At 64.8% G+C, this 25,649-nt stretch carries 22 protein-coding genes and 1 pseudogene; 7 read left to right on the top strand and 16 right to left on the bottom strand.

Going from position 1 to position 25,649, the window contains the following annotated elements; all coding sequences use genetic code 11:
* Positions 1 to 58: 58 nt before the first annotated feature.
* The gene (gene folD, locus XARJCFBP2528_RS04370; RefSeq protein WP_026064586.1) at positions 59 to 943 is read right to left on the bottom strand and encodes a bifunctional methylenetetrahydrofolate dehydrogenase/methenyltetrahydrofolate cyclohydrolase FolD; all 885 of its coding nucleotides are present in this window, start codon (positions 941 to 943) and stop codon (positions 59 to 61) included.
* 49 nt (positions 944 to 992) lie between these two features.
* Here folD and XARJCFBP2528_RS04365 point away from each other — a divergent pair, with 49 nt between their 5' ends.
* Positions 993 to 1,313 (top strand): DUF1244 domain-containing protein, encoded by a 321-nt coding sequence (locus XARJCFBP2528_RS04365; protein ID WP_016903543.1) that lies wholly within the window; start codon positions 993 to 995, stop codon positions 1,311 to 1,313.
* A gap of 127 nt (positions 1,314 to 1,440) precedes the next feature.
* On the opposite strand, the pseudogene XARJCFBP2528_RS04360 reads toward XARJCFBP2528_RS04365, so the two are convergent.
* The 9 genes and pseudogenes from XARJCFBP2528_RS04360 to cmk all read right to left on the bottom strand — a co-directional run bounded on the left by XARJCFBP2528_RS04360 (position 1,441) and on the right by cmk (position 11,771).
* A pseudogene (locus tag XARJCFBP2528_RS04360) lies at positions 1,441 to 3,298 on the bottom strand (monovalent cation:proton antiporter-2 (CPA2) family protein).
* A 173-nt stretch (positions 3,299 to 3,471) separates the two neighbouring features.
* The gene (galU, locus tag XARJCFBP2528_RS04355; RefSeq protein WP_016903544.1) at positions 3,472 to 4,365 is read right to left on the bottom strand and encodes a UTP--glucose-1-phosphate uridylyltransferase GalU; all 894 of its coding nucleotides are present in this window, start codon (positions 4,363 to 4,365) and stop codon (positions 3,472 to 3,474) included.
* Complete coding sequence (locus tag XARJCFBP2528_RS04350; RefSeq protein WP_016903545.1) at positions 4,365 to 6,272, bottom strand: polysaccharide biosynthesis protein; 1,908 nt, start codon at positions 6,270 to 6,272, stop codon at positions 4,365 to 4,367. Before XARJCFBP2528_RS04350 ends, galU begins: the two co-directional genes overlap by 1 nt.
* Before the next feature lie 13 nt (positions 6,273 to 6,285).
* Positions 6,286 to 7,263, bottom strand: a complete 978-nt coding sequence (locus XARJCFBP2528_RS04345; RefSeq protein ID WP_016903546.1) for an MraY family glycosyltransferase — start codon at positions 7,261 to 7,263, stop codon at positions 6,286 to 6,288.
* On the bottom strand, positions 7,263 to 8,441 hold the full coding sequence (gene lapB / locus XARJCFBP2528_RS04340) for a lipopolysaccharide assembly protein LapB (RefSeq protein WP_016903547.1): 1,179 nt from the start codon (positions 8,439 to 8,441) through the stop codon (positions 7,263 to 7,265). Before lapB ends, XARJCFBP2528_RS04345 begins: the two co-directional genes overlap by 1 nt.
* 6 nt (positions 8,442 to 8,447) lie before the next feature.
* The gene (locus XARJCFBP2528_RS04335) at positions 8,448 to 8,753 is read right to left on the bottom strand and encodes a lipopolysaccharide assembly protein LapA domain-containing protein (protein ID WP_016903548.1); all 306 of its coding nucleotides are present in this window, start codon (positions 8,751 to 8,753) and stop codon (positions 8,448 to 8,450) included.
* Positions 8,754 to 8,818: 65 nt separating this feature from the next.
* Positions 8,819 to 9,130, bottom strand: a complete 312-nt coding sequence (locus tag XARJCFBP2528_RS04330; protein ID WP_016903549.1) for an integration host factor subunit beta — start codon at positions 9,128 to 9,130, stop codon at positions 8,819 to 8,821.
* An 88-nt stretch (positions 9,131 to 9,218) separates the two neighbouring features.
* Positions 9,219 to 10,904 (bottom strand): 30S ribosomal protein S1, encoded by a 1,686-nt coding sequence (gene rpsA, locus XARJCFBP2528_RS04325; RefSeq protein ID WP_016903550.1) that lies wholly within the window; start codon positions 10,902 to 10,904, stop codon positions 9,219 to 9,221.
* A gap of 183 nt (positions 10,905 to 11,087) precedes the next feature.
* Positions 11,088 to 11,771, bottom strand: coding sequence for a (d)CMP kinase (cmk, locus tag XARJCFBP2528_RS04320; RefSeq protein WP_016903551.1), 684 nt, complete (start codon positions 11,769 to 11,771; stop codon positions 11,088 to 11,090).
* Between the two features lie 172 nt (positions 11,772 to 11,943).
* On the opposite strand from cmk, the gene ykgO reads away from it, so the two are divergent.
* The 6 genes from ykgO to XARJCFBP2528_RS04290 all read left to right on the top strand — a co-directional run bounded on the left by ykgO (position 11,944) and on the right by XARJCFBP2528_RS04290 (position 16,660).
* Positions 11,944 to 12,069, top strand: coding sequence for a type B 50S ribosomal protein L36 (gene ykgO / locus XARJCFBP2528_RS04315; protein WP_005913193.1), 126 nt, complete (start codon positions 11,944 to 11,946; stop codon positions 12,067 to 12,069).
* A gap of 240 nt (positions 12,070 to 12,309) precedes the next feature.
* Positions 12,310 to 12,639 carry a hypothetical protein gene (locus XARJCFBP2528_RS04310; RefSeq protein WP_016903552.1) on the top strand — a complete coding sequence of 110 codons (330 nt, stop codon included), beginning with the start codon at positions 12,310 to 12,312 and terminating at the stop codon, positions 12,637 to 12,639.
* Positions 12,640 to 12,903: 264 nt separating this feature from the next.
* Positions 12,904 to 13,938, top strand: coding sequence for an agmatine deiminase family protein (locus XARJCFBP2528_RS04305; RefSeq protein WP_039515120.1), 1,035 nt, complete (start codon positions 12,904 to 12,906; stop codon positions 13,936 to 13,938).
* A gap of 80 nt (positions 13,939 to 14,018) precedes the next feature.
* Entirely contained in the window at positions 14,019 to 14,903 is an 885-nt protein-coding gene (locus XARJCFBP2528_RS04300; RefSeq protein ID WP_016904714.1) for a carbon-nitrogen hydrolase, read from the top strand.
* Positions 14,904 to 14,907: 4 nt separating this feature from the next.
* The gene (locus tag XARJCFBP2528_RS04295) at positions 14,908 to 15,435 is read left to right on the top strand and encodes a GNAT family N-acetyltransferase (protein WP_026064864.1); all 528 of its coding nucleotides are present in this window, start codon (positions 14,908 to 14,910) and stop codon (positions 15,433 to 15,435) included.
* Positions 15,428 to 16,660: a TraB/GumN family protein gene (locus tag XARJCFBP2528_RS04290; protein ID WP_047124345.1), complete on the top strand. Its 1,233-nt coding sequence runs from the start codon at positions 15,428 to 15,430 to the stop codon at positions 16,658 to 16,660. The genes XARJCFBP2528_RS04295 and XARJCFBP2528_RS04290 overlap by 8 nt, the downstream gene beginning before the upstream one ends.
* A gap of 121 nt (positions 16,661 to 16,781) precedes the next feature.
* Here the strand turns inward: XARJCFBP2528_RS04290 and XARJCFBP2528_RS04285 are convergent, their stop codons facing one another.
* Genes XARJCFBP2528_RS04285 through XARJCFBP2528_RS04260 form a run of 6 tightly spaced genes read right to left on the bottom strand, consistent with a single transcriptional unit; the run spans position 16,782 to position 25,615 of the window.
* Positions 16,782 to 17,696: an endonuclease/exonuclease/phosphatase family protein gene (locus XARJCFBP2528_RS04285; RefSeq protein WP_016904717.1), complete on the bottom strand. Its 915-nt coding sequence runs from the start codon at positions 17,694 to 17,696 to the stop codon at positions 16,782 to 16,784.
* 59 nt (positions 17,697 to 17,755) lie between these two features.
* The gene (locus XARJCFBP2528_RS04280) at positions 17,756 to 20,893 is read right to left on the bottom strand and encodes a discoidin domain-containing protein (RefSeq protein ID WP_047124476.1); all 3,138 of its coding nucleotides are present in this window, start codon (positions 20,891 to 20,893) and stop codon (positions 17,756 to 17,758) included.
* A 26-nt stretch (positions 20,894 to 20,919) separates the two neighbouring features.
* A complete protein-coding gene (locus XARJCFBP2528_RS04275; protein WP_016904891.1) occupies positions 20,920 to 21,756 on the bottom strand; it encodes a carbohydrate ABC transporter permease in 837 nt (278 codons plus the stop codon).
* The gene (locus tag XARJCFBP2528_RS04270) at positions 21,753 to 22,637 is read right to left on the bottom strand and encodes a carbohydrate ABC transporter permease (RefSeq protein WP_024940601.1); all 885 of its coding nucleotides are present in this window, start codon (positions 22,635 to 22,637) and stop codon (positions 21,753 to 21,755) included. The genes XARJCFBP2528_RS04275 and XARJCFBP2528_RS04270 overlap by 4 nt, the downstream gene beginning before the upstream one ends.
* On the bottom strand, positions 22,634 to 23,992 hold the full coding sequence (locus XARJCFBP2528_RS04265) for a sugar ABC transporter substrate-binding protein (protein WP_026064908.1): 1,359 nt from the start codon (positions 23,990 to 23,992) through the stop codon (positions 22,634 to 22,636). The genes XARJCFBP2528_RS04270 and XARJCFBP2528_RS04265 overlap by 4 nt, the downstream gene beginning before the upstream one ends.
* Before the next feature lie 3 nt (positions 23,993 to 23,995).
* Complete coding sequence (locus XARJCFBP2528_RS04260) at positions 23,996 to 25,615, bottom strand: glucoamylase family protein (protein ID WP_039527041.1); 1,620 nt, start codon at positions 25,613 to 25,615, stop codon at positions 23,996 to 23,998.
* Between the last annotated feature and the right edge of the window lie 34 nt (positions 25,616 to 25,649).

Below are 25,649 nucleotides of genomic sequence, written 5' to 3'. Positions count from 1 at the left end.
TTACCCTGAAAGCCTTCACGAAGACACAACGCGACTGCAATGCAGCGTTACGCGCGCCTCAGCCGGCCGCGTCGGCCGCTTCCAGGGTGTTCTGCATCAGCGTGGCGACCGTCATCGGCCCGACTCCACCCGGCACCGGCGTGATCCAGGCCGCACGTTGCACCGCTGCGTCGAAACCGACATCGCCGACCAGGCGGCCGTCGTCCAGCCGATTGATGCCGACATCGATCACCACTGCGCCCGGCTTGATCCATTCGCCCGGAATCAGGCCCGGGCGACCGACCGCCACCACCAGGATGTCGGCATTGCGCACGCTGGCTTCCAGCACCTCGGGCGGGGTGAACTTGTGGCAGCTGGTGACCGTGCAACCGGCGATCAGCAGCTCCAGGCCCATCGGCCGGCCGACGTGATTGCTCACGCCCACGATGGTCGCGTTGCGGCCGCGCACCGGCTGATCGGTGTGGCCCAGCAAGGTCACGATGCCGCGCGGCGTGCACGGACGCAGGCCGAACTCGCGCAGCGCCAGGTGCCCGACATTCTGCGGATGGAAGCCGTCGACGTCCTTGCGCGGATCGATGCGCTGGATCAGGCGATTGGCATCGTGGATGCCCGGCAGCGGCAGCTGGATCAGGATGCCGTGGATCTTGGGATCGGCATTGAGCTGGTCGATCAGCCGCGCCAACTCCGCCTCGCTGGTGCCCTGCGGCAAGTCGTAATCGAAGGCCTCGATGCCGACCTTTTCCGCCGCACGCCGCTTGTTGCGCACATACACCGACGAGGCCGGGTCGCCACCCACCAGCACCACCGCCAGCCCGGGGCGCGTCTTGCCGGCAGCCAGGCGCGCATCCACGCGCAGCTTCAGCCCGTCGAGCAATTCCTCGGCGATGCGGCGACCATCGAGAAGGCGGGCCGGAGCAGAGGCAGCTGGCGCGGAAACGGTCATGGGGCGTCAGGTGTAGAGTCGAAGGCCGTCTATTGTCCCCGATTCCGTCATGACCGACACCACCTCGACACCCGATTCCATCACCACGTCCATCGAAGCGGCCGCATTTCGCCGTCTGTTGCAGCATCTCAACCAGCAGCGCCCGGATGTGCAGAACATCGATCTGATGATCCTGGCCGGCTTCTGCCGCAACTGCCTGGGCGACTGGTACCGCGAAGCCGCCGAAGCGCACGGCCAGCCGATGAGCAAGGAGCAGGCGCGCGAAGCGGTGTACGGCATGCCGTTTGCCGACTGGAAACAGCAGCACCAGAAAGACGCCACGCCCGAGCAACTGGAAGCCTTCGCGGCCGCTCAACGCCGGCACGGCTGAGCCGGCCGACTTGTCAGCTCAGGCCGGCAGCTTGGTGCCGGCCGTTCTATCACCCCAGGTTTTTTCTCGACCAGCCGAGGCAATCCCAGCGCCGAACCCGCTTCGGTGCTCGCCAGCCGCACACGACTCAGTCGCGGGTCACGGCTTCGGGCTGAGTGGCCTGCGGCACCGCATCGGGATTGAGCGTGCGGCTCTCCCGCCGCGGCGGGGTGAACGGCGTGGGCTTGGGCACGGTGGGCGTGAGATTGCCGTACATCAGCCCTGCCACCGCACCGGCACGCGTATTGCCGGCCGCAATCTCCAGTTCGAACCGCTCGGCATCGCGCCGCCGGATCTCGCGCGCGATGGTGACAGCCTCGTCCTCGTCCACGCCCAGCTCGACCAGGGCCGCCTGCCCGAACGCCACCGCCGACTCGAAGGTCTCGCGAATCTGGTAGTCCACCCCGGCAGCGACCAACTGCAATGAGTGCTCACGGTCGAACGAACGCACCAGCAACCTGGCGTGCGGGAACTCGCGCGTTGCCAGCTCGACGATGCGATTTGGCCGCCTCGCGGTTGTCGATGCACACCGCGATCGCGCGGGCGCTGTGCGCACCGGAGGCATGCAGCACATCGAGCCGGGTGCCGTCGCCGTAGTAGATCTTGAAACCGAACTGTTCTGCGCTCTGGATCATCTCGATGTCGTTATCGATGATGGTCACATCCACATCGCGCGCCAGCAGTGACTGGCTGGCAACCTGCCCGAAGCGCCCGAACCCGATGATCAGCACGCTGCCGGTCTGGCCACTGACGGCTTCCACGCCTTCCAGCGTCGGCTGGGCGGCCGGCGTCAGCCGTCGCTGCAACAGCACGAACAGCGGCGTCAGCGCCATCGACAACACCACGATCGCCGTCAGGCTGGCGTTGACCTGCGCGTCGATGACGCCGGAGGCCGATGCCGCCGCGAACAGCACGAAGGCGAACTCGCCGCCCTGCGCCATCAGCACGCCACGATCCATCGCCTGGCGATGGTCGCTGCGCATCAGCCGCGCCACGGCGTAGATGCACGCGCCCTTGCCGAGCATCAGGGCCAGCAGACCGGCTACGATCAGCCGCCAGTCGGCCGCAACCACATGCAGGTCCAGGCTCATGCCGACGCCCAGGAAGAACAGCCCCAGCAGGATGCCGCGGAACGGCTCGATATCCGCCTCGATCTGATGCCGGAAGGTGGATTCGGACAGCAGCACACCGGCCAGAAACGCGCCCATCGCCATCGACAGCCCGCCGACCTGCATCAGCAGCGCCGCGCCCAGCACCACCAGCAAGGCCGCCGCCGTCATCACCTCGCGCGCCTTAGACGCGGCCAGGATGCGGAACAAGGGATTGAGCAGCCAGCGCCCCGCCACCACCAGGCCAACGATGCAGGCCAGACCGATGCCGATGTCCTGCCAGCGCTGCGTGGCCGCCTGCGGGTCGCCGCTGGCGCCCATCCAGGCCACGATCGCCAGCAGCGGCACGATCAACAGGTCCTCGAACAACAGGATCGCCACGATCTTCTGGCCCGGCGGCAAGGCGACATCGCCCCGCTCTGCCAGCAACTGCATCACCACCGCCGTGGAGGTCAGCACGAAGCCGGATGCGGCCACGAATGCCACCGGCGGCGCGAAGCCGAGCAACAGGCCGATGCCGGTCAGCACCAGCGCGCACACTGCGATCTGCAGCGTCCCCAGGCCGAAGATCTCCTTGCGCAGGCTCCACAGGTGGGACGACCGCATTTCCAGCCCGATCACGAACAGGAACATCACCACGCCCAACTCAGCCACGTGCAGGATCGCCTGCGGGTCATCGAACAGGCCCAGGCCGAACGGACCGATCGCCAGACCCGCGGCCAGGTAACCCAGCACCGAGCCCAGGCCCAGACGTCGAAACACCGGGATGGCGACCACGGCAGCGCCCAGCAGGGCCACCACGTTGATCAGTTCGCTGGATTCGGCAGGCTGGCTCATGCCGAGGATTCTAGCGGCAGGCGCGCACCACTGGCCGGCACCAGAGTGCGCAGTTGGCAAAGCGGCCTGCCGTGTCGATCACCCCAACAGCACGGCGTTCTCGACCAGCGAGGCCGCAAACGACGAACGACGCCGGATGGCGTCGTTCGTAGATGCAGGTGATGGCCGGGCAATCAGCCGCGCGCGTCGGCCTCGGCCAATGCGGTGCGCAGGATTTCCTTGGCCGGCCCGCCATGCTTCTCGTGCTCGAGCGCGAAATGCACGGTGGCCTCGATCAGGCCGATATGCGCGCCGCAATCGAAGCGACGGCCTTCGAAGCGATAGGCGTCGACGGTTTCCTGCTGCAGCAGTCCGGCAATCGCATCGGTCAGCTGGATTTCGCCACCGGCACCGGCACCGGTCTCTTCGAGCAGCTCGAAGATCTTCGGGTTGAGCACATACCGGCCGACCACCGCCAGATTGCTCGGTGCCACTTCCGGCTTGGGCTTTTCGACGATGGCGTTGATGCGCCCCTTGCGACCATCGAACGCATCGGTGGCCACGATGCCGTAGCTGGCGGTCTTGTCGTGCGGCACATCCTCCACGGCGATGACGCTGCCACCCGAGGCTTCGGCCACATCGGCCATCTGGGTCAGCGCACCGGCACCCCGGTTCCAGATCAGGTCGTCCGGCAGCAACACCGCGAACGGCTCGTCGCCGACCACGGCCTTGGCACACAGCACGGCGTGACCCAGACCGAGCGCTTCGGCCTGCGTCACGAAAATGGCGCGCACGCCTTCCGGCAAGGCATGCCGCACCAGCTCCAGCTGTTCGAGCTTGCCGGCGCGCTCGAGCTTTTGCTCCAGTTCGTAGGCCTTGTCGAAGTAGTCGGCGATCGAGTGCTTGTAGCGATTGGTCACGAAGATCAGCGTGTCGCAACCGGCCTGGATGGCCTCGTCGACGGCGTACTGGATCAAAGGTTTGTCGATGATTGGCAGCATTTCCTTCGGCACCGTCTTGGTTGCCGGAAGAAAGCGGGTCCCAAGACCTGCGACGGGGAATACGGCCTTGCGAATACGCTTGCTCATTAAAGTCTTCTGACCTCACGTGCGGGGAATGGAACGACCGTATCAGATCGCGCGTCGACTTTCCGTCGAGCAGCCGCAAAATCCGGCATCAGACTGCCGAGCACAGTCTCCATCGCCTTGATGTCATAGCGGTTAACCGCCTCACGCAAGCGCGTCACCAGCTGCAACACCTGCTCGTGCGAGAACTCGCGCACACCGGCTTCCAGAATCTTTGGATGCGCGGTGGGGCGATAGTCTTCGTCGGAATAGAACAGGGTTTCGTGCAGCTTCTCGCCCGGACGCAGGCCGGTATAGAGGATCGCCACATCCTTGCCGGGCTGCTTGCCGGCAAGACGGATCATCTGCTCGGCGAGCAGGCGGATCGGCACCGGCTCGCCCATGTCCAGCGTATAGATCGCGCCATGCGAGGCGGAGGCCGCGGCCTGCACCACCAACTGGCAGGCTTCCGGAATGGTCATGAAGTAACGCGTCACATCCGGATGCGTCACCGTGACCGGGCCGCCCTGGCGGATCTGCTCACGGAACAACGGCACCACACTGCCGGCCGAATCCAGCACGTTGCCGAAACGCACGGTGATGAAGCGCGTTGGCGCATCGCGTGCGTCCAGGCTCTGGCAGATCATCTCCGCATAGCGCTTGCTCGCGCCCAGCACGTTGACCGGCTCGACCGCCTTGTCGGTGGAGATGAAGACAAAGGTCTCGATACGTGCACGCTGGCAGGCGCGCGCCACGTTTTCGGTGGCCAGCACGTTGTTGCGTACCGCCTCGCGCAACTGCTCTTCCAGCAGCGGCACCTGCTTGTAGGCGGCGGCATGAAAGACGGCATCCGGCAGCGCGGTGTTCAAGGCATGCGCGACCACCGCCGGGTCGCCGCAATCGCCCAGCACGCGCACCACCTCGATATCGGGGAACAACCGACGCAGGTCCGAATCGACGGTCAGCAACGCCAGCTCATCGATCTCCAGCAGCACGATGCGGCGCGCGCCGTGACGGGCGCACTGGCGGCAGACTTCCGAGCCGATCGAACCACCCGCACCAGTCACCATCACCGTCTTGTTGGTCAACCAGTCGCGAATCAGGCGCCAATCCGGGGTAACCGGCTTGCGGTTGAGCAGGTCCTCGATCGCGACTTCCTTCAACTCGCCAGGCAACGAGCGCCCTTCCAGCACGTTGATCAGCTTGGGCACCATGCGGAACGGCAGCCCAGTACTTTCGCAGATGGCCACCACGCGCTGCATGCCCGAGGCATCCAGCGACGGGATCGCGATGACCAGCAGTTTGGCCGCCGTCTCCTTGGCGATGGCTGCAGCCTGGTCCAGATTACCCAGCACATTCAGGCCCTGGATCTTGGCGCCATGCAGATTGTTGGCATCGTCCAGATAGCCGACCGGCACGAATGCGCCGGTGCGGCGCAGATCACGGACCAGACCCTCGGCGGCGCGACCTGCGCCAAGGATCAACACGCGCTGCGCGGCATCGCCGGAATGCGCAATCTGGTAATCCTTCCAGGCCCGATACAGCAGCCGCGGCGTACCCAGCAGCGCCGACAGAGCGAACGGATAGACGACCAGCACCGACAACGGCACCCCATCCAGGCGGTCATAGGACAGCGCCAGCACGATCGCGACCAAGCCGAGAAAACTCGACTTGAAGATGTTCCATAGGTCCGGCACCGAGGCGAACCGCCACAGCCCGCGATACAGGCCCATCTTCCAGAACACAAGGCCCTGCGCGACCAGGACCACGGCAGTGCGCCAATCCCACAACGGCAGATCGGGAGCCTCGCGCAGCATGGAGTAGCGGCCGGCGTGCAGCAGCTGCCAGCACACCCACACCATCAACAGGTCATGCAGCACCACCGCTGCTTGCGGCAGGGCTTTGGTCAAACGGTTACGCCAGGAAATCATAAAAGTCCATTACTCAGGAATTGCGCAGTCCATCGCGCAGAAAAAACCAGATTGCGGTGGAACCCAGGCCCCATACCAGGGCTCCGGACACTTGCAGCCAAGTTGCATCATGACGAACCAACACATACAAGCAGACGGCAGCGACGCTGAAAGCGAAATAAATACCGGTTACCGGAACGTGCGTCTCAAGCCTGCGTGCCAGCCGCTGATAGAGGTGTTGGGCATGCGGCTCCCACCACCTTTGCCCGGCGAGCATGCGAGACAGCAGCGTGAAGCCGGCGTCTACAAGAAATGCAGTCAGTGGCAACCAGCTGATCCACCAGCTCACCTGCCCGCTGGCCACTGTCAGCGCCAGCAATGCAGCCAGCACATATCCCAAGGCACCACTGCCGCCGTCACCCAGAAAGATCCGCGCACGCGGAAAGTTGAACGGCAGAAATCCCAGGCAGGCTGCGGCGACGGCAAGACCGGGCCCGGCCCAGGCGCCAGGCACGACGGCAGCAAATGCCAGCGCGGCCAGGGCCGCCTGGCTGCTGGCCAAGCCGTTGATGCCGTCCATGAAGTTCCAGACATTGATCAACACCACCGACGCCATGGCGGTGAGCACACCATCCCAGAGATTGCCGGTGTGATGGCTGACCAGCCAGCCCAGCATGACCGATGCCAACAGATGGATCGCAAAACGCAGCCTGGCCGAGAGCGGACGATGGTCGTCCCACCAACCCACTCCGGCCACCAGCACTAGCCCGGCCGCGAACCAAGCCAGTATCGGGCCTGCTGCCGGCCAGAACACCCCAGCCGCCACGCACCCGGACAGCAGCGCCACCACGATTGCCATGCCACCGCCACGCGGGGTGGCGACCACATGGCTGCGGCGTTCGCCCGGATGGTCGAGCAGCCGCCGATGCAGCGCGTAGCGCCGCAACAACCAGGTTCCCAGTGCCGCGACCGTCAGGTGCGACAGACACCACCACAGCCAGGCCTGCGGCATCAGACCACCGCGTAGTTCAACAGCGGCTTGACCGTGCCCCATTCCTTGCAACTCGGGCATTGCCAGTGGTGCGTCTTCGCGCCGAAGCCGCAGCGGGTGCAGCGGTAACTCGGGTTGCGCACCAGCAACTGGTCGGTGATGTGCTTGAGATCCTGCAAGGTGCCGACCGGGTCGCTGCCTTCGGCCAGGGTCAGGTCGATCAACGCCGATTCGCCGCGGACCGATGGCCGATCCTTGAGCTGACGGCCCAGATAGGCCAGCGCCGGCGCCACGCCATCCTGCGCTTCCATCAACTGGGTCAATGCCAGCACCGGGGCGATGCCGCGATAGTGCTCGGTCATCTCGGACAGGAAATTACGTGCGCCGGCGATATCGCCGACCCGGCGATAGGCCGCCATCAATGCGGGAATGATCTCCGGCAGGTATTCCGGATCATGCCGCGCAGCACGTTCGAACGCGCGTACGGCCGCTTCGTCGTGTCCGCGCTCGGCTTCGATGCGTCCTTCCAGAATGCCGGCGCGCACCGAGGTGCCATCGGCCTGGTAGGCGCGCGCGATCGCCTGCAATGCTTCGTCGGGCTTGCTCAGGCCACGATAGCGGTCGGCCAGCTCGCACTCGAATTGCGAGATCAGCTTGCCCATCGGCTCGCCGGTGACTTCTTCGTAACGGGTGGCGTTGTCGATCGCCTTTTCCCAATCGCGCTCGGCCTGATAGATGCCGATCAGGTGACGCAGCGCCTGCGGCGCACGCTGGTCCAGTTGCGCCAGTTCGGTGAATACGGTCTCGGCGCGATCCAGCAGACCGGACTTCATATAGTCCTCGCCCAGCGCCAGCAGGGCCTGCACGCGCTGCTGATCGGTCAGGTCGGCGCGTTGCACCAGGCCCTGATGCAGCCGGATCGCGCGGTCGACCTCACCGCGACGGCGGAACAAATGCCCCAACGCGACCTGGGTCTCGAAGGTTTCCTTGTCCAGTTCGGCGATGTGCAGAAACAGCTCGATCGCCTTGTCCGGCTGCTCGTTGAGCAGATAGTTCAGACCGCGAAAGTAGGTGCTGGACAGGCGACTGACCTGGGTATCGCCGTGGCGTTGACCACCCCGGCGGCCAACGACCCAGCCCCCCAGCGCTGCTAACGGCACGAACAGGAAGAACCAGATCCACTCGGTCAGAAAGTCCATACGCGCTTACAGTCCATCAAAGGGGCGCGGCTCGACTGCCGCAGGCGTGATCGGCCTGGCGTCGGTGCGACTGACTGCAACCGCCTTGTTGGCCTGGCGCAGTTTGGAATAGAGGGGAATGACCACACTGACCAGCACCATGCCGGCACCGATCAACACACCGACCAGCAGCGCAACAATGATCGCGATTCCGGAGGTCGTGTGCACACTGGAAAAAAGGAAGTCGAGCGTGACGTCCTGGGAATTGACCGCACCGATGATCAGACCGACCAGCAGGAAGGCCAACATCACCAGCAAGCGAAACACCTTCATGGCCAGACTCCGTCAAAAGAGGCTTAGCTTAACCGAGCCGACATAAACGCAGCGGCAGAATGACCTCAGTCAGCCGCATCCAGCAGATCGACCGGGACCACGGAGCTGACACGCTCGCGCAATTCCTTGCCAGGCTTGAAATGCGGAACATGCTTGCCCGGCAACGCGACCGACTCGCCGGTCTTCGGATTACGGCCAAGACGTGGCGGGCGGTAATGCAGCGAGAAGCTGCCAAACCCGCGGATTTCGATCCGATCACCATCGGAGAGCGCCTGCCCCATCATTTCCAGCAGCGATTTGACTGCCAGATCCACGTCGTCCGCCTTCAGATGCGCTTGACGTCGCGCCAGGATTTCAATCAATTCGGACTTGGTCATGGGAAGACTTGCTTTTTTCGACTGACACATCGGAATCGGCCCGGGCAAGCCCGGGCCGATCCATCACGCTCTTGCGAGCGCTACGCGCTTACTCGGACTTGTTGCTGTTCAACTGTGCACGCAGCAGCGCGCCCAGCTGGGTCATGCCACCGGATGCGGCCGAAGACTGGTATTCCTCCAGCGTTTCGCGCATTTCGGCATCGTCCTTGGCCTTGATCGACAGCTGCAGGGTGCGGCCCTTGCGGTCCATGCCCACGAACTTGGCTTCGATCTTGTCGCCGACCTTCAGGTGCTGGGTCGCGTCGTCCACACGCTCGTTGGCGATGTCGCGTGCAGCGACGTAGCCTTCGATGCCATCGGCCAGGTCGATCGTGGCGCCCTTGGCATCCACTTCACGCACCACGCCTTCGACCTTCGAACCCTTCGGGTTGGACGCCATGTACTGGCCGAACGGATCCTGCTCCAGCTGCTTGACGCCCAGGCTGATGCGCTCACGTTCCGGATCGACTGCCAGCACAACGGCTTCCAGCGTGTCGCCCTTCTTGTAGTTGCGCACGACATCTTCGCCGGTGGTGTTCCAGCTGATGTCGGACAGGTGGACCAGGCCGTCGATGCCGCCGTCCAGACCGATGAAGATGCCGAAGTCGGTGATCGACTTGATCTGGCCGGACACCTTGTCGTTCTTCTTGTGGGTGGCAGCAAAGGTTTCCCACGGATTGGCGGCAACCTGCTTCATGCCCAGCGAGATGCGGCGACGCTCCTCGTCGACATCCAGCACCATCACTTCGACTTCGTCACCCACCTGCACAACCTTGGACGGGTTGACGTTCTTGTTGGTCCAATCCATCTCGGAGACGTGCACCAGACCTTCGACGCCCGGCTCGATCTCGACGAATGCGCCGTAATCGGTGACGTTGGAGACCTTGCCGAACACGCGGCTGTTGGCCGGGTAACGACGTGCGATGTTGTCCCACGGATCTTCGCCCAGCTGCTTCAGGCCGAGGCTGACGCGGTTACGCTCGCGATCGAACTTCAGCACGCGCACGTCCAGCTCGTCGCCGACGTTGACGACTTCGGACGGATGGCGCACGCGCTTCCAGGCCATGTCGGTGATGTGCAGCAGGCCGTCGATACCGCCCAGGTCCACGAACGCGCCGTAATCGGTCAGGTTCTTGACGACACCCTTCAGGATCGCGCCTTCCTGCAGCTTGTCCATCAGCTGCTCGCGCTCTTCCGAGTGCTCGCTCTCGACCACGGCACGACGCGAGACCACCACGTTGTTGCGCTTGCGGTCCAGCTTGATCAGCTTGAACTCGAGTTCCTTGCCTTCCAGGTAGGCCGGGTCGCGCACCGGGCGCACATCCACCAGCGAACCAGGCAGGAACGCGCGGACATCCTTGATGTCCACGGTGAAACCACCCTTGACCTTGCCGCTGATGCGGCCGGTGATGGTTTCGTTCTTTTCCAACGCCTCTTCCAGCTCGTCCCACACCATTGCGCGCTTGGCCTTCTCGCGCGACAGCACGGTCTCACCGAAGCCGTTCTCGATGGAATCGAGGGCAACCTTGACCTGGTCGCCTACGCCGACATCGATCTCGCCAGCGTCATTACGGAACTGCTCGATCGGCACGATGCCTTCGGACTTCAGGCCAGCGTTGATCACCACCACGTCGCCGCGCACTTCCACGACGGTACCGGTGACGATCGAGCCCGGCTTCAGCTTCGCCAGATTGGCTTGACTGGCTTCGAACAGTTCAGCAAAAGATTCTGTCATTTGAATTTTACTCAGTTGAACACACGGGCGTTGATCGTCGGATGCGACAGATGCCAAGCGCCCAGCCTGTTGGTCGACTCCGGACAGCGAGTCGGTTAAGTAGTAATAGAACCGCCACACGGGATGTGCGACGGAGCCTTGGAACGCCTTACGGTCGGCGGGACATGCCCGCTTGCGGAACGCTTACGACGACGTGCGAGCGGCTAACAACCCGACCACACGCTGGACGACATCCTCGATCCCCATTCCGCTGGTATCGATCAGCACGGCGTCTTCGGCCGGCCGCAATGGCGCCACCACCCGCTGCGCATCACGGGCATCTCGAGCCATGATCTCGCGCAGCAGGTCGTCAAAGATAACCGAAACACCCTTTTCCATCAACTGTTTATGGCGACGGCCCGCACGTTCTTCGGCACTGGCGGTCAGAAACACCTTGAAGGCGGCATCGGGGAAGATCACCGTGCCCATGTCGCGCCCGTCCGCGACCAGGCCGGGCACCTGCCTGAATGCGCGTTGGCGCTCCTTCAGTGCGCTGCGCACCTCGGGAATGGCCGCAATCGCCGAGGCCAGCGCGCCGGTGGTCTCCAGGCGCAGCTCGCCGGTGGCGTCCACGCCGTTGACCAGCACCCGTAGCCCTGCCTCGCCGGCGTCGTCGAACTCCACCCTGGTGTCGAAGGTGCAGCGCACCAGCGCGGCCGGGTCGGAGACATCCAGATCTGCCCAGCTCGCTGCCACGCCCACCGCGCGATACAGTGCGCCCGAATCGAGGTAATGCCAGCCCAGCCGGGCGGCCACGATCCGGCTCACGGTGCCCTTGCCGGCGCCGGAGGGACCATCGATGGTGAGGACGGGCGAAAGGTCGGTCATTCAGGTTTCCGGAAGGTCATCAGGCGGTAGTGTAGCGCCGCTCGCGGGGATTGCGATGCAACCACTTGAAAGCACGACGAAAAGCCGGTTAGAATTTCCGGCTTAATTCCGGGTGCACCCTCGATAGCGGGCACTCTTCCATCGAATCCAACCGTTTACGCCGAGGTGTGCCATGAAAGTCCTGTCCTCCCTGAAGTCTGCGAAGACCCGTCACCGCGACTGCAAGGTGGTCCGCCGCCGCGGCAAGGTCTTCGTGATCTGCAAGTCGAACCCGCGTTTCAAGGCGCGTCAGCGCTAAGCTTTCGCCGCGCGTGCAAGACCCCAGAAAGCCGCCTCCGGGCGGTTTTTTCTTGGCCGATGCTTCACGCCGACGATTGCCTGATGCAGGCTGGAATGCGCGGCCGCCCGGCCGGCTCCGCGTAACGGTTGCGCTGGCAGACATCCGGCGCGGCGTTGGGTAACACCGATCTGCAAGCACGCCGGTCCTGGTTTTTGCTGTAATCACCATCCGAATCTTGTCCACTGGGGAGTAGATGACATGCGCAACCGTTTGTTTGTCCTGCCGCTGATCGCGCTGATGGGGATCAGTGCCGTTGCGTCGGCCGATACGCTGCTGATCGACCGTGCGCAGCAGAAGCCTGCCGCTGCCCTGCCCCTGCGCGGCGACAGCATGAGCCAGGTCGAAGGCCGTTATGGCGCGCCGCAGGAAAAGCTGGCGCCGCGCGGTGGCCAGAAGCGCCAGTGGCCGACGATCCACCGCTGGGTGTATCCGGCCTTCACCGTGTACTTCGAAAAGAGCCGGGTGATCGACGTGGTGGCCAACCAGGCCGATGCCAACGAGATCGGGCCCAAACCGCCGATCAAGTGATCGCGGGTTGTTCGGGCTGGATCGGAGGGTGACTGCAACAGTGGTTTGATCCAATGGTGTGCGGGAAGCGATCGCTGCGAGTCGGTAAGGCGAGTCCTTCGCAAGTGGCGGTTCGACGCGAATCCCTCGCAAGAGCCGACTTGAGGCGAGTCCATCGCAAGAGCCGACTTAAGGCGAGTCCCTCGCAAGAGCCCGCACATCCATGTGCGGGGATTGAATTAACAGCCTGGCTTCGGTTGGGCATTGATAGGTGTTTGTTAGGTTATGACCGATAGCGTTCGCTTTCCTGCCGAGTGGGAATCTCAGTCCGCCGTGTTGATTGCGTGGCCGCATGCGGGCACCGATTGGGCCGAGCGTCTTGCCGAGGTGGAAGAGACCTATATCGCGCTGGTCACGGCGATTTCCCGTTTCGAGCCGGTGATCGTGTGCGTGGCCGATGACGACCTGCAGATCTACGCGGAAGCGCGGCTGCGCTCGGCACGGGTGGACATGACGCAGGTGCGCTTCGTGGTTGCGGCCTACAACGACACCTGGCTGCGCGATTCGGGCCCGATCACGCTGCGCCAGGACGGCGGTTTCCGCTTGATGGATTTCCGCTTCACCGGCTGGGGCGGCAAGTTCGAGGCCAGCCTGGACGATCAGCTGGTCACCTCGCTGGATGCGGCGCAGGTGTTCGTGCCCTCGCAGGTGCAGACGGTGGACTTTGCGCTGGAAGGCGGTGCGATCGAGACCGATGGTGCGGGCACCTTGCTGACCACCTGGAAGTGCCTGCATGAGCGGCATCCGCAGCGCACGCGCGATTCGCTGAGTGCCGATCTTGCCGCGTGGCTGGCGCAGGACCGCGTGCTGTGGCTGGATCACGGCTATCTGGAAGGCGACGACACCGATGCGCATATCGATACGCTGGCGCGCTTCGCCGGCCCGGATGCGATCGTCTACCAGGGCTGCGATGTGGCCAGCGATTCGCATTACACCGAACTGCAGGAGATGGGCGCCGAACTGGCTGCGTTGCGCAAGGCCGATGGGCAGCCGTATCGGCTGTTCGTGTTGCCGTGGGCAGAGCCGATCCTGGACCAGGGTCGGCGTCTGGCCGCCTCGTACGCCAATTTCCTGATCGTCAACGGTGCGGTGCTGATGCCGGCTTACGGCGACAAGGCCGATGCGCGCGCGCAGGCGGTGCTGGCCGAGGCGTTTCCGCAGCATGTCATCGTGCCGGTGCCATGCCGCCCATTGATCTGGCAGAACGGCAGCCTGCATTGTCTGACCATGCAACTGCCCGCCGGTCTGCGGGCTGCCTGAGTCACTCCTGTTCCGGCCGGCAGGCCGGTGTTACACCATCGCGCGCTACCTTAGTGCGCCACTTCGCTGGACGAATCGCCATGACCCGTCATCTCCTTCCCGTCGCGCTGATCCAGGAGCGCAACCACGGCGACGCCGCGGCCAATCTGGCCATCATCGAATCGCGCGTGGCCGAAGCCGCCGCACAGGGCGCCAAGCTGGTGCTGCTGCAGGAACTGCACAACGGTGCGTATTTCTGCCAGCACGAGTCGGTGGACGAATTCGACCTGGCCGAGCCGATCCCCGGCCCCAGCACCGAGCGGCTAGGGGCGCTGGCCAAGCAACACGGCGTGGTGCTGGTGGCCTCGTTGTTCGAGCGCCGCGCAGCCGGGCTGTATCACAACACCGCGGTCGTGTTCGAAAAGGACGGCCGCCTGCTCGGCAAGTACCGCAAGATGCATATCCCGGACGACCCGGGCTTCTATGAAAAGTTCTATTTCACCCCGGGCGATCTGGGCTTTGCACCGATCGACACCTCGGTCGGCCGGTTGGGCGTGCTGGTGTGCTGGGACCAGTGGTACCCCGAAGCGGCGCGCCTGATGGCGCTGGCCGGTGCGGAACTGTTGCTCTACCCCACCGCAATCGGCTGGGATCCGGATGACCAGCAACCGGAGCAGGAGCGCCAGCGCGATGCCTGGGTACTCAGCCATCGCGGCCATGCGGTCGCCAACGGGGTGCCGGTGCTGTCGTGCAACCGCGTCGGCCATGAGCCCTCGCCGTTGGGCGCGTCGGGCATCCAGTTCTGGGGCAACAGCCATGTGCTGGGGCCGCAGGGCGAGTTCATCGCCGAAGCCGGACAGGACCCGACGGTGCTGGTCTGCGACGTCGACCTGCAGCGCAGCGAACACGTGCGCCGCATCTGGCCGTTCCTGCGCGATCGCCGCATCGATGCGTATGGCGATCTGCTCAAGCGCTACATCGACTGACCGCATGCCAGTGGAGTTGCGCGAAGTCTGCGACGCGGACATCCCGGCCATCACCGCGATCTATGCGGAGCAGATTGCCGGGGTCAACAGCTACGAATACAGCGCACCATCGCACGAGGAGATGGGTGCACGGGTGCGCGCGAGCGTGGATGCCGGCTACCCCTATCTTGTTGCCGAGCGCGATGGTGCGGTGGTCGGCTATGCCTACGTCGGCGCCTATCGCGCACGCGCCGGCTACCGCTGGACCGTCGAGAATTCGATCTATCTCACCAGCGGCGCGCAGGGCCACGGCATCGGCAAGGCCTTGCTCGGCGAGCTGATCGCACGCTGCCAACAGCGCGGCTATCGACAGATGATTGCGGTGATCGGCGATGCCCGCAACCTGGCATCGCGACGGCTGCATGAACGTTTTGGTTTTCGCACGGTCGGAGTGTTCACCGGTATCGGCCGCAAGCATGGTCGCTGGCTGGACGGCGTGCAGATGCAACGCGCGCTCGGCTCCAGTGACACCGCCCCTCCTTCTGATGAATGACCCCATGACTGAGCAAACCACCCACGTTCTGGACGATGCGTTGTCCGGCCAGCCGCATCGCATCGTCGAACGCGATGGCGTGCGCTATACGTTGCTAGGTACCGCGCACGTGTCACTGGCCAGCGTGGCCGCAGTGCAGCGGGCGATCGGCAGCGGCCGCTACGACGCGGTGGCGGTGGAGCTGGATGCGCAGCGCCTGCAGGCGCTCAGCGATCCGGATGCCCTCGCCCGTCTGGACCTGGTACAGGTGATTCGTAAGGGCCGGGTGGCCTTGTTCGCGGCGAACCTCGCCCTGGCCGCCTACCAGCGCCGCCTGGCCAAGCAGCTCGGCATCGAGCCGGGCGCAGAGTTGAAGGAAGCGGTGAATCTGGCGCGCGCGCAAGGCCTGCCCGTGCACCTGATCGATCGCGAAGTCGGCCTGACCTTCAAGCGCGCGTCCGGGCGGCTGGGATTCTTCGGCAAGATGAAACTGGCCGGCGGCCTTCTCGGCGGTCTGTTCGCGGCTGACGAGGTGGGCGAAGAAGAAATCGAAAAGCTCAAACAAGGCGACATGCTGGAGGCGAGCTTCGGCGATTTTGCCAGCGAAAGCCCGGAGCTTTACGAGACCGTGATTGCCGAGCGCGACCAGTACATGGCCACGCGCCTGCGCGAGGAAGCCACTACGGATCAGCGCGAGATACTGGCGGTGGTCGGTGCAGGGCATCTGGCCGGTCTTGCGCGCCACCTCGAACAGGACACCGCCGCACCCGGCCCATTGCGCGAGTCGCTGGAATACGTGCAGCAGCGCAAGCGCATTCCGTGGATCACATTGGGCATCCTGGCGATCATCATCACCGGCATCGGCATCGGGTTCTGGCGCGGCGGTCTGAGCATGGGCGCGGACCTGTTGTTGCAGTGGGCGATGTATACCGGCGGACTGGCGGCGTTGGGTTGCCTGTTGGCCGGCAGCCATCCCTTGAGCATCCTCACCGCGGCGGTCGTGGCGCCTTTCAAGCCGTTCCGCCTGAGCGTGCCGACCGGTGCGTTTGCGGCCCTGGTCGAAGTGCATATGCGCAAGCCGGCCTACGGCGATTTCCTGTCGCTACGCGACGACGCGCAGACCTTGCGCGGCTGGTACCGCAATCGCGTCTCACGCGTGGTGCTGACCTTCCTGCTGACCAACGTGGGCAGCATGGCGGGCGTGTGGCTGGCCGGTGTGCAGATCTTCAATCGCCTGCATGGGTGAGCGTGGCGGCGCTGCAATCTGGTGCTTCTCGTAGGAGCGCACCCGGGCGCGATGGGGCATTACCGGTACCGCCCCATCGCGCCCGGGTGCGCTCCTACGGCATTCGATCGCTTGCGCGCGGCTACGGCGCGGACTGCGCCTGTGGCGCGAGCTGCAGGCGCACCCAGACGCCGTAGTGGTCCGAGGCCCAGCGACCTTCGGCATACGGCGTGTCGAACAGGATGCGCGCTTCGCGGGCCAGCAGGCGGTTCTGCTGAAAGAACACGTGGTCGATCCGCGCCGGCGTGTCGAAGACATGCAGGTTCAAGGTGCTGACGCTGGCGTCGCCGTTGCGGTGCACGCTGCCGTAGCTGTCGCCGTAGCCCTTGCGTAGCGCTTCCAGATCCAGGGCATCGGCGGCGGTGTTGAAGTCGCCGGCAATCACGACCGGTGCCTGATTGCTGTTGGAGGAAATGAAGTCCAGCAAGTCGGCGACCTGACGCGTACGTGTGGCCGTGCCGCGTGCATCGGCACGCTCGTTGAGGTGGGTGACGTAGACATTGATCGGTTGGCCATCGATATCGACCTGCAGATGCGCGGCAACGCGGTAATCGTCCAGCGGCTGCAGCAGGCGCTGATGCCGGGCCAGCACCCTGCGCCGGCTCAGCAACGCGTTGCCGTAGCGCTTGGGCGCGCCGACCGGATCGACCGATGCGAAGGTGTAGTCGTAACCCAGCTTGCGCGCGAGCCAGGCGGCCTGGTTCTCCACGCTGTCGCGGCGTTCGATCACTTCCTGCAGCGCGATCACGTCCGGCGCCAGCTGCTTGAGCTGTTTGGCGATATAAGCGCGACGCGCCGGCCAGTCTTCGCGGTCGTGGTGCAGGTTGAGCGTGACCAGGGTCATCTCGCGCTGCGTCGGGCCCGGCGGCTGCACTGGCTGGGATGCGCGTTCTGCACGATCGGTCTGGTTGACCTGTGCGGGTTGCGCGACCTGCAGGGCGTGGCTGGCCTGCGTGGCGTGTACAGCGCCGACGCACAGCAGCAGCGCCACCCACACGACCGGCCGACGAGCACCACGCCGCGCCAGCGCTGCCCTGCTCGGTCGAGCTGCGCCATTCATTGCGTAGCGCGCTCGGCCCGCCGCACCGCGCTGGGCACATCGATCTGCACAGTGGCCGGCAGCTGTTGAATCCGCAGTTCGCCGTTGTGCCATTGCGCCGATTCGCCGTTGATGCTGGCCTTGCCGGGCGTGCCCTGGTACGGCCACGGCAACACCACCCCGCCCGGCGGCAGGATCAGGCCCGGCTGCAGTTGCAGCACCAGCTGCTTGTCGGTGCGCTGCAAGGTGTAATTGAGGCGCCCATAGGGCGTACGCAGTTCGGCGATGCCGATGCCTTTGCCCTCGAACCAGCGCGTCGGGGTGCCGGCAGCGATGACCAGGCTGGCGTCGGATTCGCGTCCGTAGGCGAACATGTCCAGCACCGAGCGCACGAAATCCGAGGCGACCCAGGCGTGCGGCAGGTCGCCGACGAAGAACGGCGTGCGCGGCGTGCGCGAGACCACTTCGGCCCATTGGTTCCAGGGTTGCGGCGCACGGTCCTTGAAGAAGAACGCGGTGGCGTCCCAGGCGCGGTCACGCCAGCCCAGGCGCACGAATGTGGCCACGTTGCGCCATTCGTAGGGCGTGTAGTCCTTCCATGCGCGCTTGCCGTCGCGGCGCTCGGAAAACTCCTTCCAGTAGCGTTCGAAGGTATTGGTCAGCAGGTCCTGCGGCAGGCGTTGCTGCTCGCCACCCGGCGCCAGCGCGATGGTGGTGGAGGTCGCATCGAAGTCGCCGAGCTCGGCCGAGCCGGGCAGGAAATCGAGACCGTGCTGGCGCACCGCCGCACCCAGCGAGGCGACCAGGTCGCCACTGAATTCGTCGCGTGCAGTGCTGAAGCGGGCGACCTCGTCGGGCTTGTCGAGCGCGCCGGCCAGCATCGCCGCATCCTTGTAGCCGCGCAGCGCCCAGAAGTTGTCCCAGTACGAATGCACCGGCTTGGCCGAATAACCTTCGTGGCTGATCGACACCGGCATCATTCCGTAGAAGGCCGGGTTGCGCATGAAGTTGTCTTCGGTGCGCTCGCTGGCGCGCAGCTTTTCCATGTAGTCGTAGGCGCCGGTCACGTGCGGCCACATCTTTTCCAGGAACGCCTTGTCGCCGGTGTAGCGGTAGTACTCGGCGATGTTGAAGATCAGCTCGCCATGGCTGTCGTTCTCGGGCACCGGGTCGCTGCCGCGGTCGTCCACGCAGCACGGCACCATGCCGTCGGCGAACTGATACGGGGCGAACCAGTCGACGTACTCGCGCACCACGTCTTCGCGCCCGAGCCGCAGCAGGCCTTCGGAAATCATCGCGCCGTCGCGGATCCAGCTGCGCGAATACGAGCGTGTGCCGGGCTGCAACCGCGGGCCGATGCGCGAGATCAGCATGTGCGCCAGCGCCGTGCGCAAGGTGTCGACCACTGGCTTGCCTTCGGCCGGCACGCTGATGCGCACGCGATCAAGCTTGCTGCGCCACTGCTGGGCCACCTGCTGCTGCGCCTTGTCGGCATCGAAGTCGGCCGGCAGTTGCGCGGTGCCGGTCTGCGGAATCACCAGCGCCACCTCGCGCCGTTGGCCAGGCTCGAGCTTCCAGCGATACAGCAGCACGCCCGAGGCCAGGCCGGTGTCGTCCTTGACCTGGGTGATCGCCGGCGGGGTGGCGGCAGTGAGATGGCTGACGTCCATGCCGCTGTCGAAAGCGCTGGCAAAACCGGCATCCGGACGCTGCGCGGCGAATACCCGCGGCTTGCCGTTGACGCTGACCTGCGCACCCTCCACCGCCAGTTGTTCGATCCGGCTGACGCCGCCCAGGGTGTTGAGGAACTGCGCCGGCGGGTTGACCTGGAACGGCCGCACTGCCAACGCCAGGGTGAACTCGCGCGCCTCCTTGCCGGTGTTGTGCAGCTGATAGCGTGCGACCAGTTGCGCCTGCTCCGGGGTGCCCTGCACGAACGCGGTCACGCGCAGGTTCATCAGGTCGTGATGCCAGTCGACGCTGGGAATCGGCAGGTAATCGTCCTGCAGGCTCTGTTCGCTGCTGACGTCGGACCAGTGCAGCAGCTTGCCGCCGGTGACCACGAACGGCTCGATGCTGAAGCCGCCCTTGCCCACTTCCACCGCGCCGTCCTCGCCGATCAGGCCCTGCTCGGTGCCGCCGTCCAGACCCAGGATGGTCCAGTACGGCTGCTCGCCGGAAAAACCGCGCGGATAGCTGCCGCGCGGCATCTGCGCGGCCAGCGACTTGATGAAGTCATTCGGGGTCGCCGCAAATGCCAGCGGCTGCAGCTGCACTTCCTTGATGCCGTAGCGCCAGTTGGGGCCGTCCTTGAGATCGAAGCGCAGGTAACGCGCCTCGGTGTCCGGCAGCGCCAGCCAATCGGTGCCGCCGGCACCGGCCGTGACGGTGCGCAGGTCGCGCCAGCCGCGCCCGTCGCTGGACGCGCGCACCACGTATTGCGAGGCCTGCAGGCCGGGGACCCACTGCACCACCGCGCCGCCGAATTCGCGCACCTTGCCCAGGTCCAGCGTGACGGTCTGTTGCTTGACCGCGCCGCTGAGCCAGAAGGTCTCCGGCTTGCCGTCGGCCAGGCGTTGTTCCAGTGCGGGCGCGGTATCGGTGATCGCCTCGGCCTTCAGCGGCGAGGTGTCTTCCGGCGGCAGCGGCGTGAGCGTCAGGCGGTCGAAGCACACCGTGCCCTTGCCGCCGACCTTGTTGTAGATGGTGAACTCGACATCAGCGCTGCTGCGCAGCTGCTTGTCCGCACCCGGGCCCCAGGCCTTTTCGATGTTGCGCTTGCGATAGCCGACGGTGGTCCAGTTCTTCGGGAAGTTGAAGCCGGGCCGGTTGACCCACCACACGTTGTCGCCGCTGGCATCGATCAGCTTGACCTGCAGGTCGTTGGACGGCGAGTCGCCGCGCAGCGCAAAGCCGATGCGGTAATTGTCCGGATAGTCGATCGGCAGGTTGCGGCGGATGCCGACATAGCCGGACACGCCGTTGAAGTTGTAGTCCAGGCACAGCGCATGCCCGCCGGCGCTGGTGGCCACCGGCCGCAGCGAGCCGCTGACCTGGTTGGACACCACCAGGCGCCAGGCGCCGATGTCGTTAAAGCCGTCGAGCACGCGTTCCTGCGCCTGCGCCGTGACCGCAGAGGTGGCAACAGCGGTCATGGCAAACAATCGCAGGAACATTGGCTTCACCCCTTCACACTCCCCAGCAGAAGACCTTGGATGTAGTAGCGCTGCAGCGCGACGAACAATAGCAGCACCGGAATCACCGTCACCACTGCGCCGGCCATCATCAGCTCCACGTCCATGATGTGCTCGCGCGACAGTGCGGCCAGCGCCACCGGCAAGGTGTACTGCTCCTGGTCGGTCAGCACGATCAGCGGCCACATGAAATCGTTCCACGAGCCCATGAAGGTGAAGATGGTCAAGGTGACCAGCACCGGCTTGAGCATTGGCAGCACGATCTGGAAGAAGATCCGCATCTCGCTGGCGCCGTCGATGCGCGCGGCCTCGATCAGTTCATCGGGAATGCTGCGCGCGTACTGGCGCACCAGGAAGATGCCGAACACCGTCGCCAGCGCCGGCACCACCACCCCGCCGATGTTGTTGACCAGATGCAGCTGCTTCATCAACAGGAACAGCGGCAGCATCGCCACCTGCGCCGGGATCACCAGCGCCGCCATCAGGATCTTGAAGATGCGCTCGCGGCCGACGAACTGCAGCTTGGCGAACGCATAGCCGGCCATGGTGTTGATCAGCAGCGAGCCGAGCGTGATCAGCCCGGACACCATCAGGCTGTTGGCGAAGTTGCGCGCCATGCCGGTGCGCGCGAACAGCTCGTGATAGTTGGCGGTAGTGAACGCCGAGGGCAGCATCGGCGGCGGGAAGCGGCTGGCCTCGCCGGTGGGCATGAACGACACCGACAGCATCCACAACAGCGGCGCCAGGCTGACCAGCGCCAGCAGCAGCAGGCCACCGTTGATCAGCACGCCATTCCAGCGCGATTGGCCGACATCACGACTCATATCAAATCCCTCTTGCGGCCAAAGCGCAGCATCACGGTGGTCACCGCCAGGATGATCAGGAACAACAGGAACGCCACCGCCGACGCGCGGCCGAGGTTCCACCACTTGAAGCCTTCCTCGAACATGAAATACAGCACGCTCACGGTACTTTGCAGTGGGTCGCCGCGGGTCATCACGTAGGGCTCGGCGAACAGCTGGAAATAGCCGGAGATGGTGATCACCCCGACCACCATCAGCACCGGGCCGAGCATCGGCAGGGTGATATGCAGGAACTGCTTCCAGCGCGAGGCGCCATCGATGCGCGCGGCCTCATACAGGTCCTGCGGGATCGCCTGCAGCCCGGCCAGGAAGATCACCATGTTGTAGCCGAAGTTCTTCCACACCGCGAACAGCATGATGGTCGGCATCGCCCAGCGCGGGTCGCCCAGCCAGTCGATCGGGGCGATGCCCAGATGGCTCAGACCGAAGTTCACCAGGCCGTACTTGATGTGGAACAGATAGCGCCAGATCACCGCCACCGCCACCAGCGTGGTCACCACCGGGGCGAACAAGGCGGTGCGGAACAACGCCTTGAAGCGCGAGGCCTTGGCATTGAGCAGCAAGGCGGCGCCCAGCGACACCCCGATCGACATCGGCACGCCCAGCAGCACGAAATACGTGGTGTTCCACAACGACTTCCAGAACAGCGGCGTCTGCAGCAGGTCGATGTAGTTGCCCAGGCCGACGAAGCGCAGATGGCCGCTGTCGGCCAGTGCGTACAGATCGAAGTCGGTGACGCTGAGCACCAGCGCGGCAAACACCGGCACGCCGAAGAACATGCCCAGCACCAGGATCGACGGCGCGGCGAACACCCAGCCGGCGACGGAATTACGCTTCATCATCGTGCCGCTCCCTCGCCCGCTGCCGGTGCTGGCGCTGCGGCAGGTGTCGCCGCAGGCGTTGCCGTTTCACCCGCCGGACCGACATGCCCGCCCTCCTGTTCGAAGATCCAGCGGCGCTTGGCCAGAATCTCGTCCACGCGTTTATCCAGTTCCTGCACGGCGGCCTCATGTGATTGGCCGCCACGCACCACGCGCTCGGTCACCAGGCGCATTTCCTGCACGATGCGCTCCCACTCCAGCACCTTGGGCGTGGCCTTGACCCGCTCCAGCTGGTCGCCGAAGGCATGCGCCAGTTCGTCATTGGCCAGCGAGGGCAACTTCCAGGTACTGCGACGCGGCGGCAGGTCGCCGATGATGGCGTGGAAGCGCGCCTGCACCTGCGGCTGCGACAGGTATTCGATCAGCTTCCAGCTGGCGTCCTTGTGCTGCGACGATTTGAAGATCACCAGGCTGGAACCGCCGGCAATGCCCGCGCCCAGACCGTTGGGCCCCGGCAGCGGCGCGGTACCCCACTTGCCTTCCATGCCCGGCGGCTGGCGCAGCTTGAACTCGCGCACATTCCAGGGACCGGACAGATAGAACGCGTAATAGCCGTTGAAGAACTCGTACCAGACGTTGGAGACCTGGGTCTCGGAGACCTTCGGCGCCCAGCCTTTCTGATACATGGTGTCGTAGAAGCCCAGCGCCTTGCGGAAGCCTTCGCCGCGGAAGTTGCCGTAGTTATCGTGGTCGCGCAGCAGGCGGTCGTCCTGCTGCAGCGCGAACGACAGCTGCTGCTCGAATTCGTTGAGCGGCATCAGAATGGCGTAGCGGTCCGGGCCGACCTTACGCTTGATCGCCGCCATCACCTGTTCCATCTCGGCCCAGGTCTTGGGCATTTCGCTATAGCCGGCCTCGCGTAGCAGGTCCTTGCGATAGAACAGCAGCCGGGTGTCCACATACCACGGCACGCCATACAGGGTGCCGTCGACCAGGTTGGTGTCCCACACGCCGGGGAAATAATCCTGCGGGTCGACGATCCTGGAACGCGCCACATACGGCTGCATCGGTTCCAGCGTGTCCAGCAAGGCGAACTCCGGCAGCCAGGTGTTGCCGAGCTGGCACACGTCCGGCAAGCCATCGGCGGCAAAGGCGGTCAGCAGTTTTTCGTGCGCCGCCGTCATCGGGATGTTCTGCACATCCACATGGATGTCGGGGTTCTGCTTCTCGAACTCGGTCACCAGCTCGGCGACCACTTCGGCCTCCTTGCCCATGGCCCAGAAGCGCACGGTGGTCTTGCCGGGGTCGGAGCGTTCGCATCCCGCCACACCCACACACAGTGCGGCGGAGATTATCAACAGTTTCAAAAGGCGCACGGATTACTCGGGTTTTTGGCGTTGCGAGGGGTCTTGCTGGGCCTGGGCGGCGGCGGCACGCGACTCGGCCATGCCCAGCGCGCGGGCGGCGGCCTTTTGCTCGTCCTTCTGCGGCGCCGGCTGCGGCTCGCCTTCGGGGGTGAGCCAGCCGCCGGTAAAGCCGGCGCGTTCCAGACCGGCCCGGATGTAGGGGTTCTTCTTCATCACGGTCCAGACAAATTCGTTCTGGTAGTTGGCGATCATCGCCAGGATCGGGCCCTGGTCGATGGCGATGTAGTCGCTGGCCACCCAGCCACGGTCCGGCACCATGCGCCCGGTCTTGAGCGGGATGTCGTAGTTGAAGCTGGGATTGAACGAGTCCAGAAAGCCGTAGCTGGAATACAGGAAGTCGCCATAGCGCTTGTGCATTTCCTCGGTGGCCGGGATCACCACTTCCGGGGCGAACACGATCGAGGAGATCGCCGCAGACGGCACGATGGTGCCGTCGTCGAAGTTCTCGCGCAGGCCGGCGCCGCGCGAGGAATAGTGGCGGAACTGGCGCTGCTCGCCACGGTATTCCTGGCTGGTGTTCTGCGGGCCGTCGCCGGCGGTCAGGCCCCAGACGTTCTCGCCGTAGTCCTTCCACTTCATCGGGTTGTCGATGGCGTAGTCGCGCTGGGCCAGGGTGGCGCGGCGGCTGTTGAGGAAATAGTCGATGCCGCGTTCGCGCATGTACTGGTCCTGGATATCGCGGAAATCGATCCAGACATGACTGTACTGGTGACCGAACAGCGGGCCGAAGGACAGGTATTCCTGGCCCTGGTAGACGCCCCAGTCGTTGTTGTAGGTGCGGGTCCAGCTGGTCCAGGCATCCACGTCCACGCCATGCGTCGGCGAGCCGAGCGCGAGGATGTACAGCATCATCGCCTCGTTGTAGCCCATCCAGTCGTGGTCGATGAAGCCGCTCTCGGGGAACCAGCCCATCGAGATCAGCGGCGCGCGCTGCTGCAGCCAGCGCCAGTCCACGCGCTTGTACAGCGCATCGGCGATCTGCCGGATCTCCTTTTCGCGCGGGTCGTCGCCGTCGTAATACGACTGGGTGAACAACACGCCCATCATCAGCAGCGCGGTGTCCACGCTCGACAGCTCGACCCAGCTGTCGTAACGGTTGCCCTGCTGCATGTCCAGAAAGTGGTAGTAGAAGCCCTTGTACCCGGCCCTACCGGTCCGCTGCGGCCCCATCGGCGCATCGCGGAAGAATTTGAGTGTGGTCAGGGTGCGGTCGATCGCCTGATTGCGACTGACCCAGCCGTTTTCGATGCCGATCGGGTACGCGGTCAGCGCGAACCCCACCGAGGCGATGCTGGCGAACGGGCGCGACGGAAAGCGGTCCGGCGACAGCCCATTGAGTTCGTTGGTGGTGTCCCAGAAAAACTGGAAGGTGCGGCGCTCGATGTCCGAGAACAGCGGCGGCAGCGCGGGTTTGACCGGCTTGGGTGGCAGCTGCGCTTCCACCAGGATGACTTTCACCGGCGCCTTCTTTTCGGCCACTTTGGGTTCCTCGGCCTGCTTGCAGGACGCCAGCACCAGCGCGCCCAGCAATAGTGGAATCGTCAACCAATACGAAGTCCTGCCCCTGTTCATCCGCCCCCCACTTGTGTAATCGATTACATCTCGC

Source organism: Xanthomonas arboricola pv. juglandis (assembly GCF_001013475.1).
GTDB lineage: Bacteria > Pseudomonadota > Gammaproteobacteria > Xanthomonadales > Xanthomonadaceae > Xanthomonas > Xanthomonas arboricola.
Note: the sequence above shows the minus strand (reverse complement) of the source record. Positions and strands in the feature narration are given on the sequence as shown.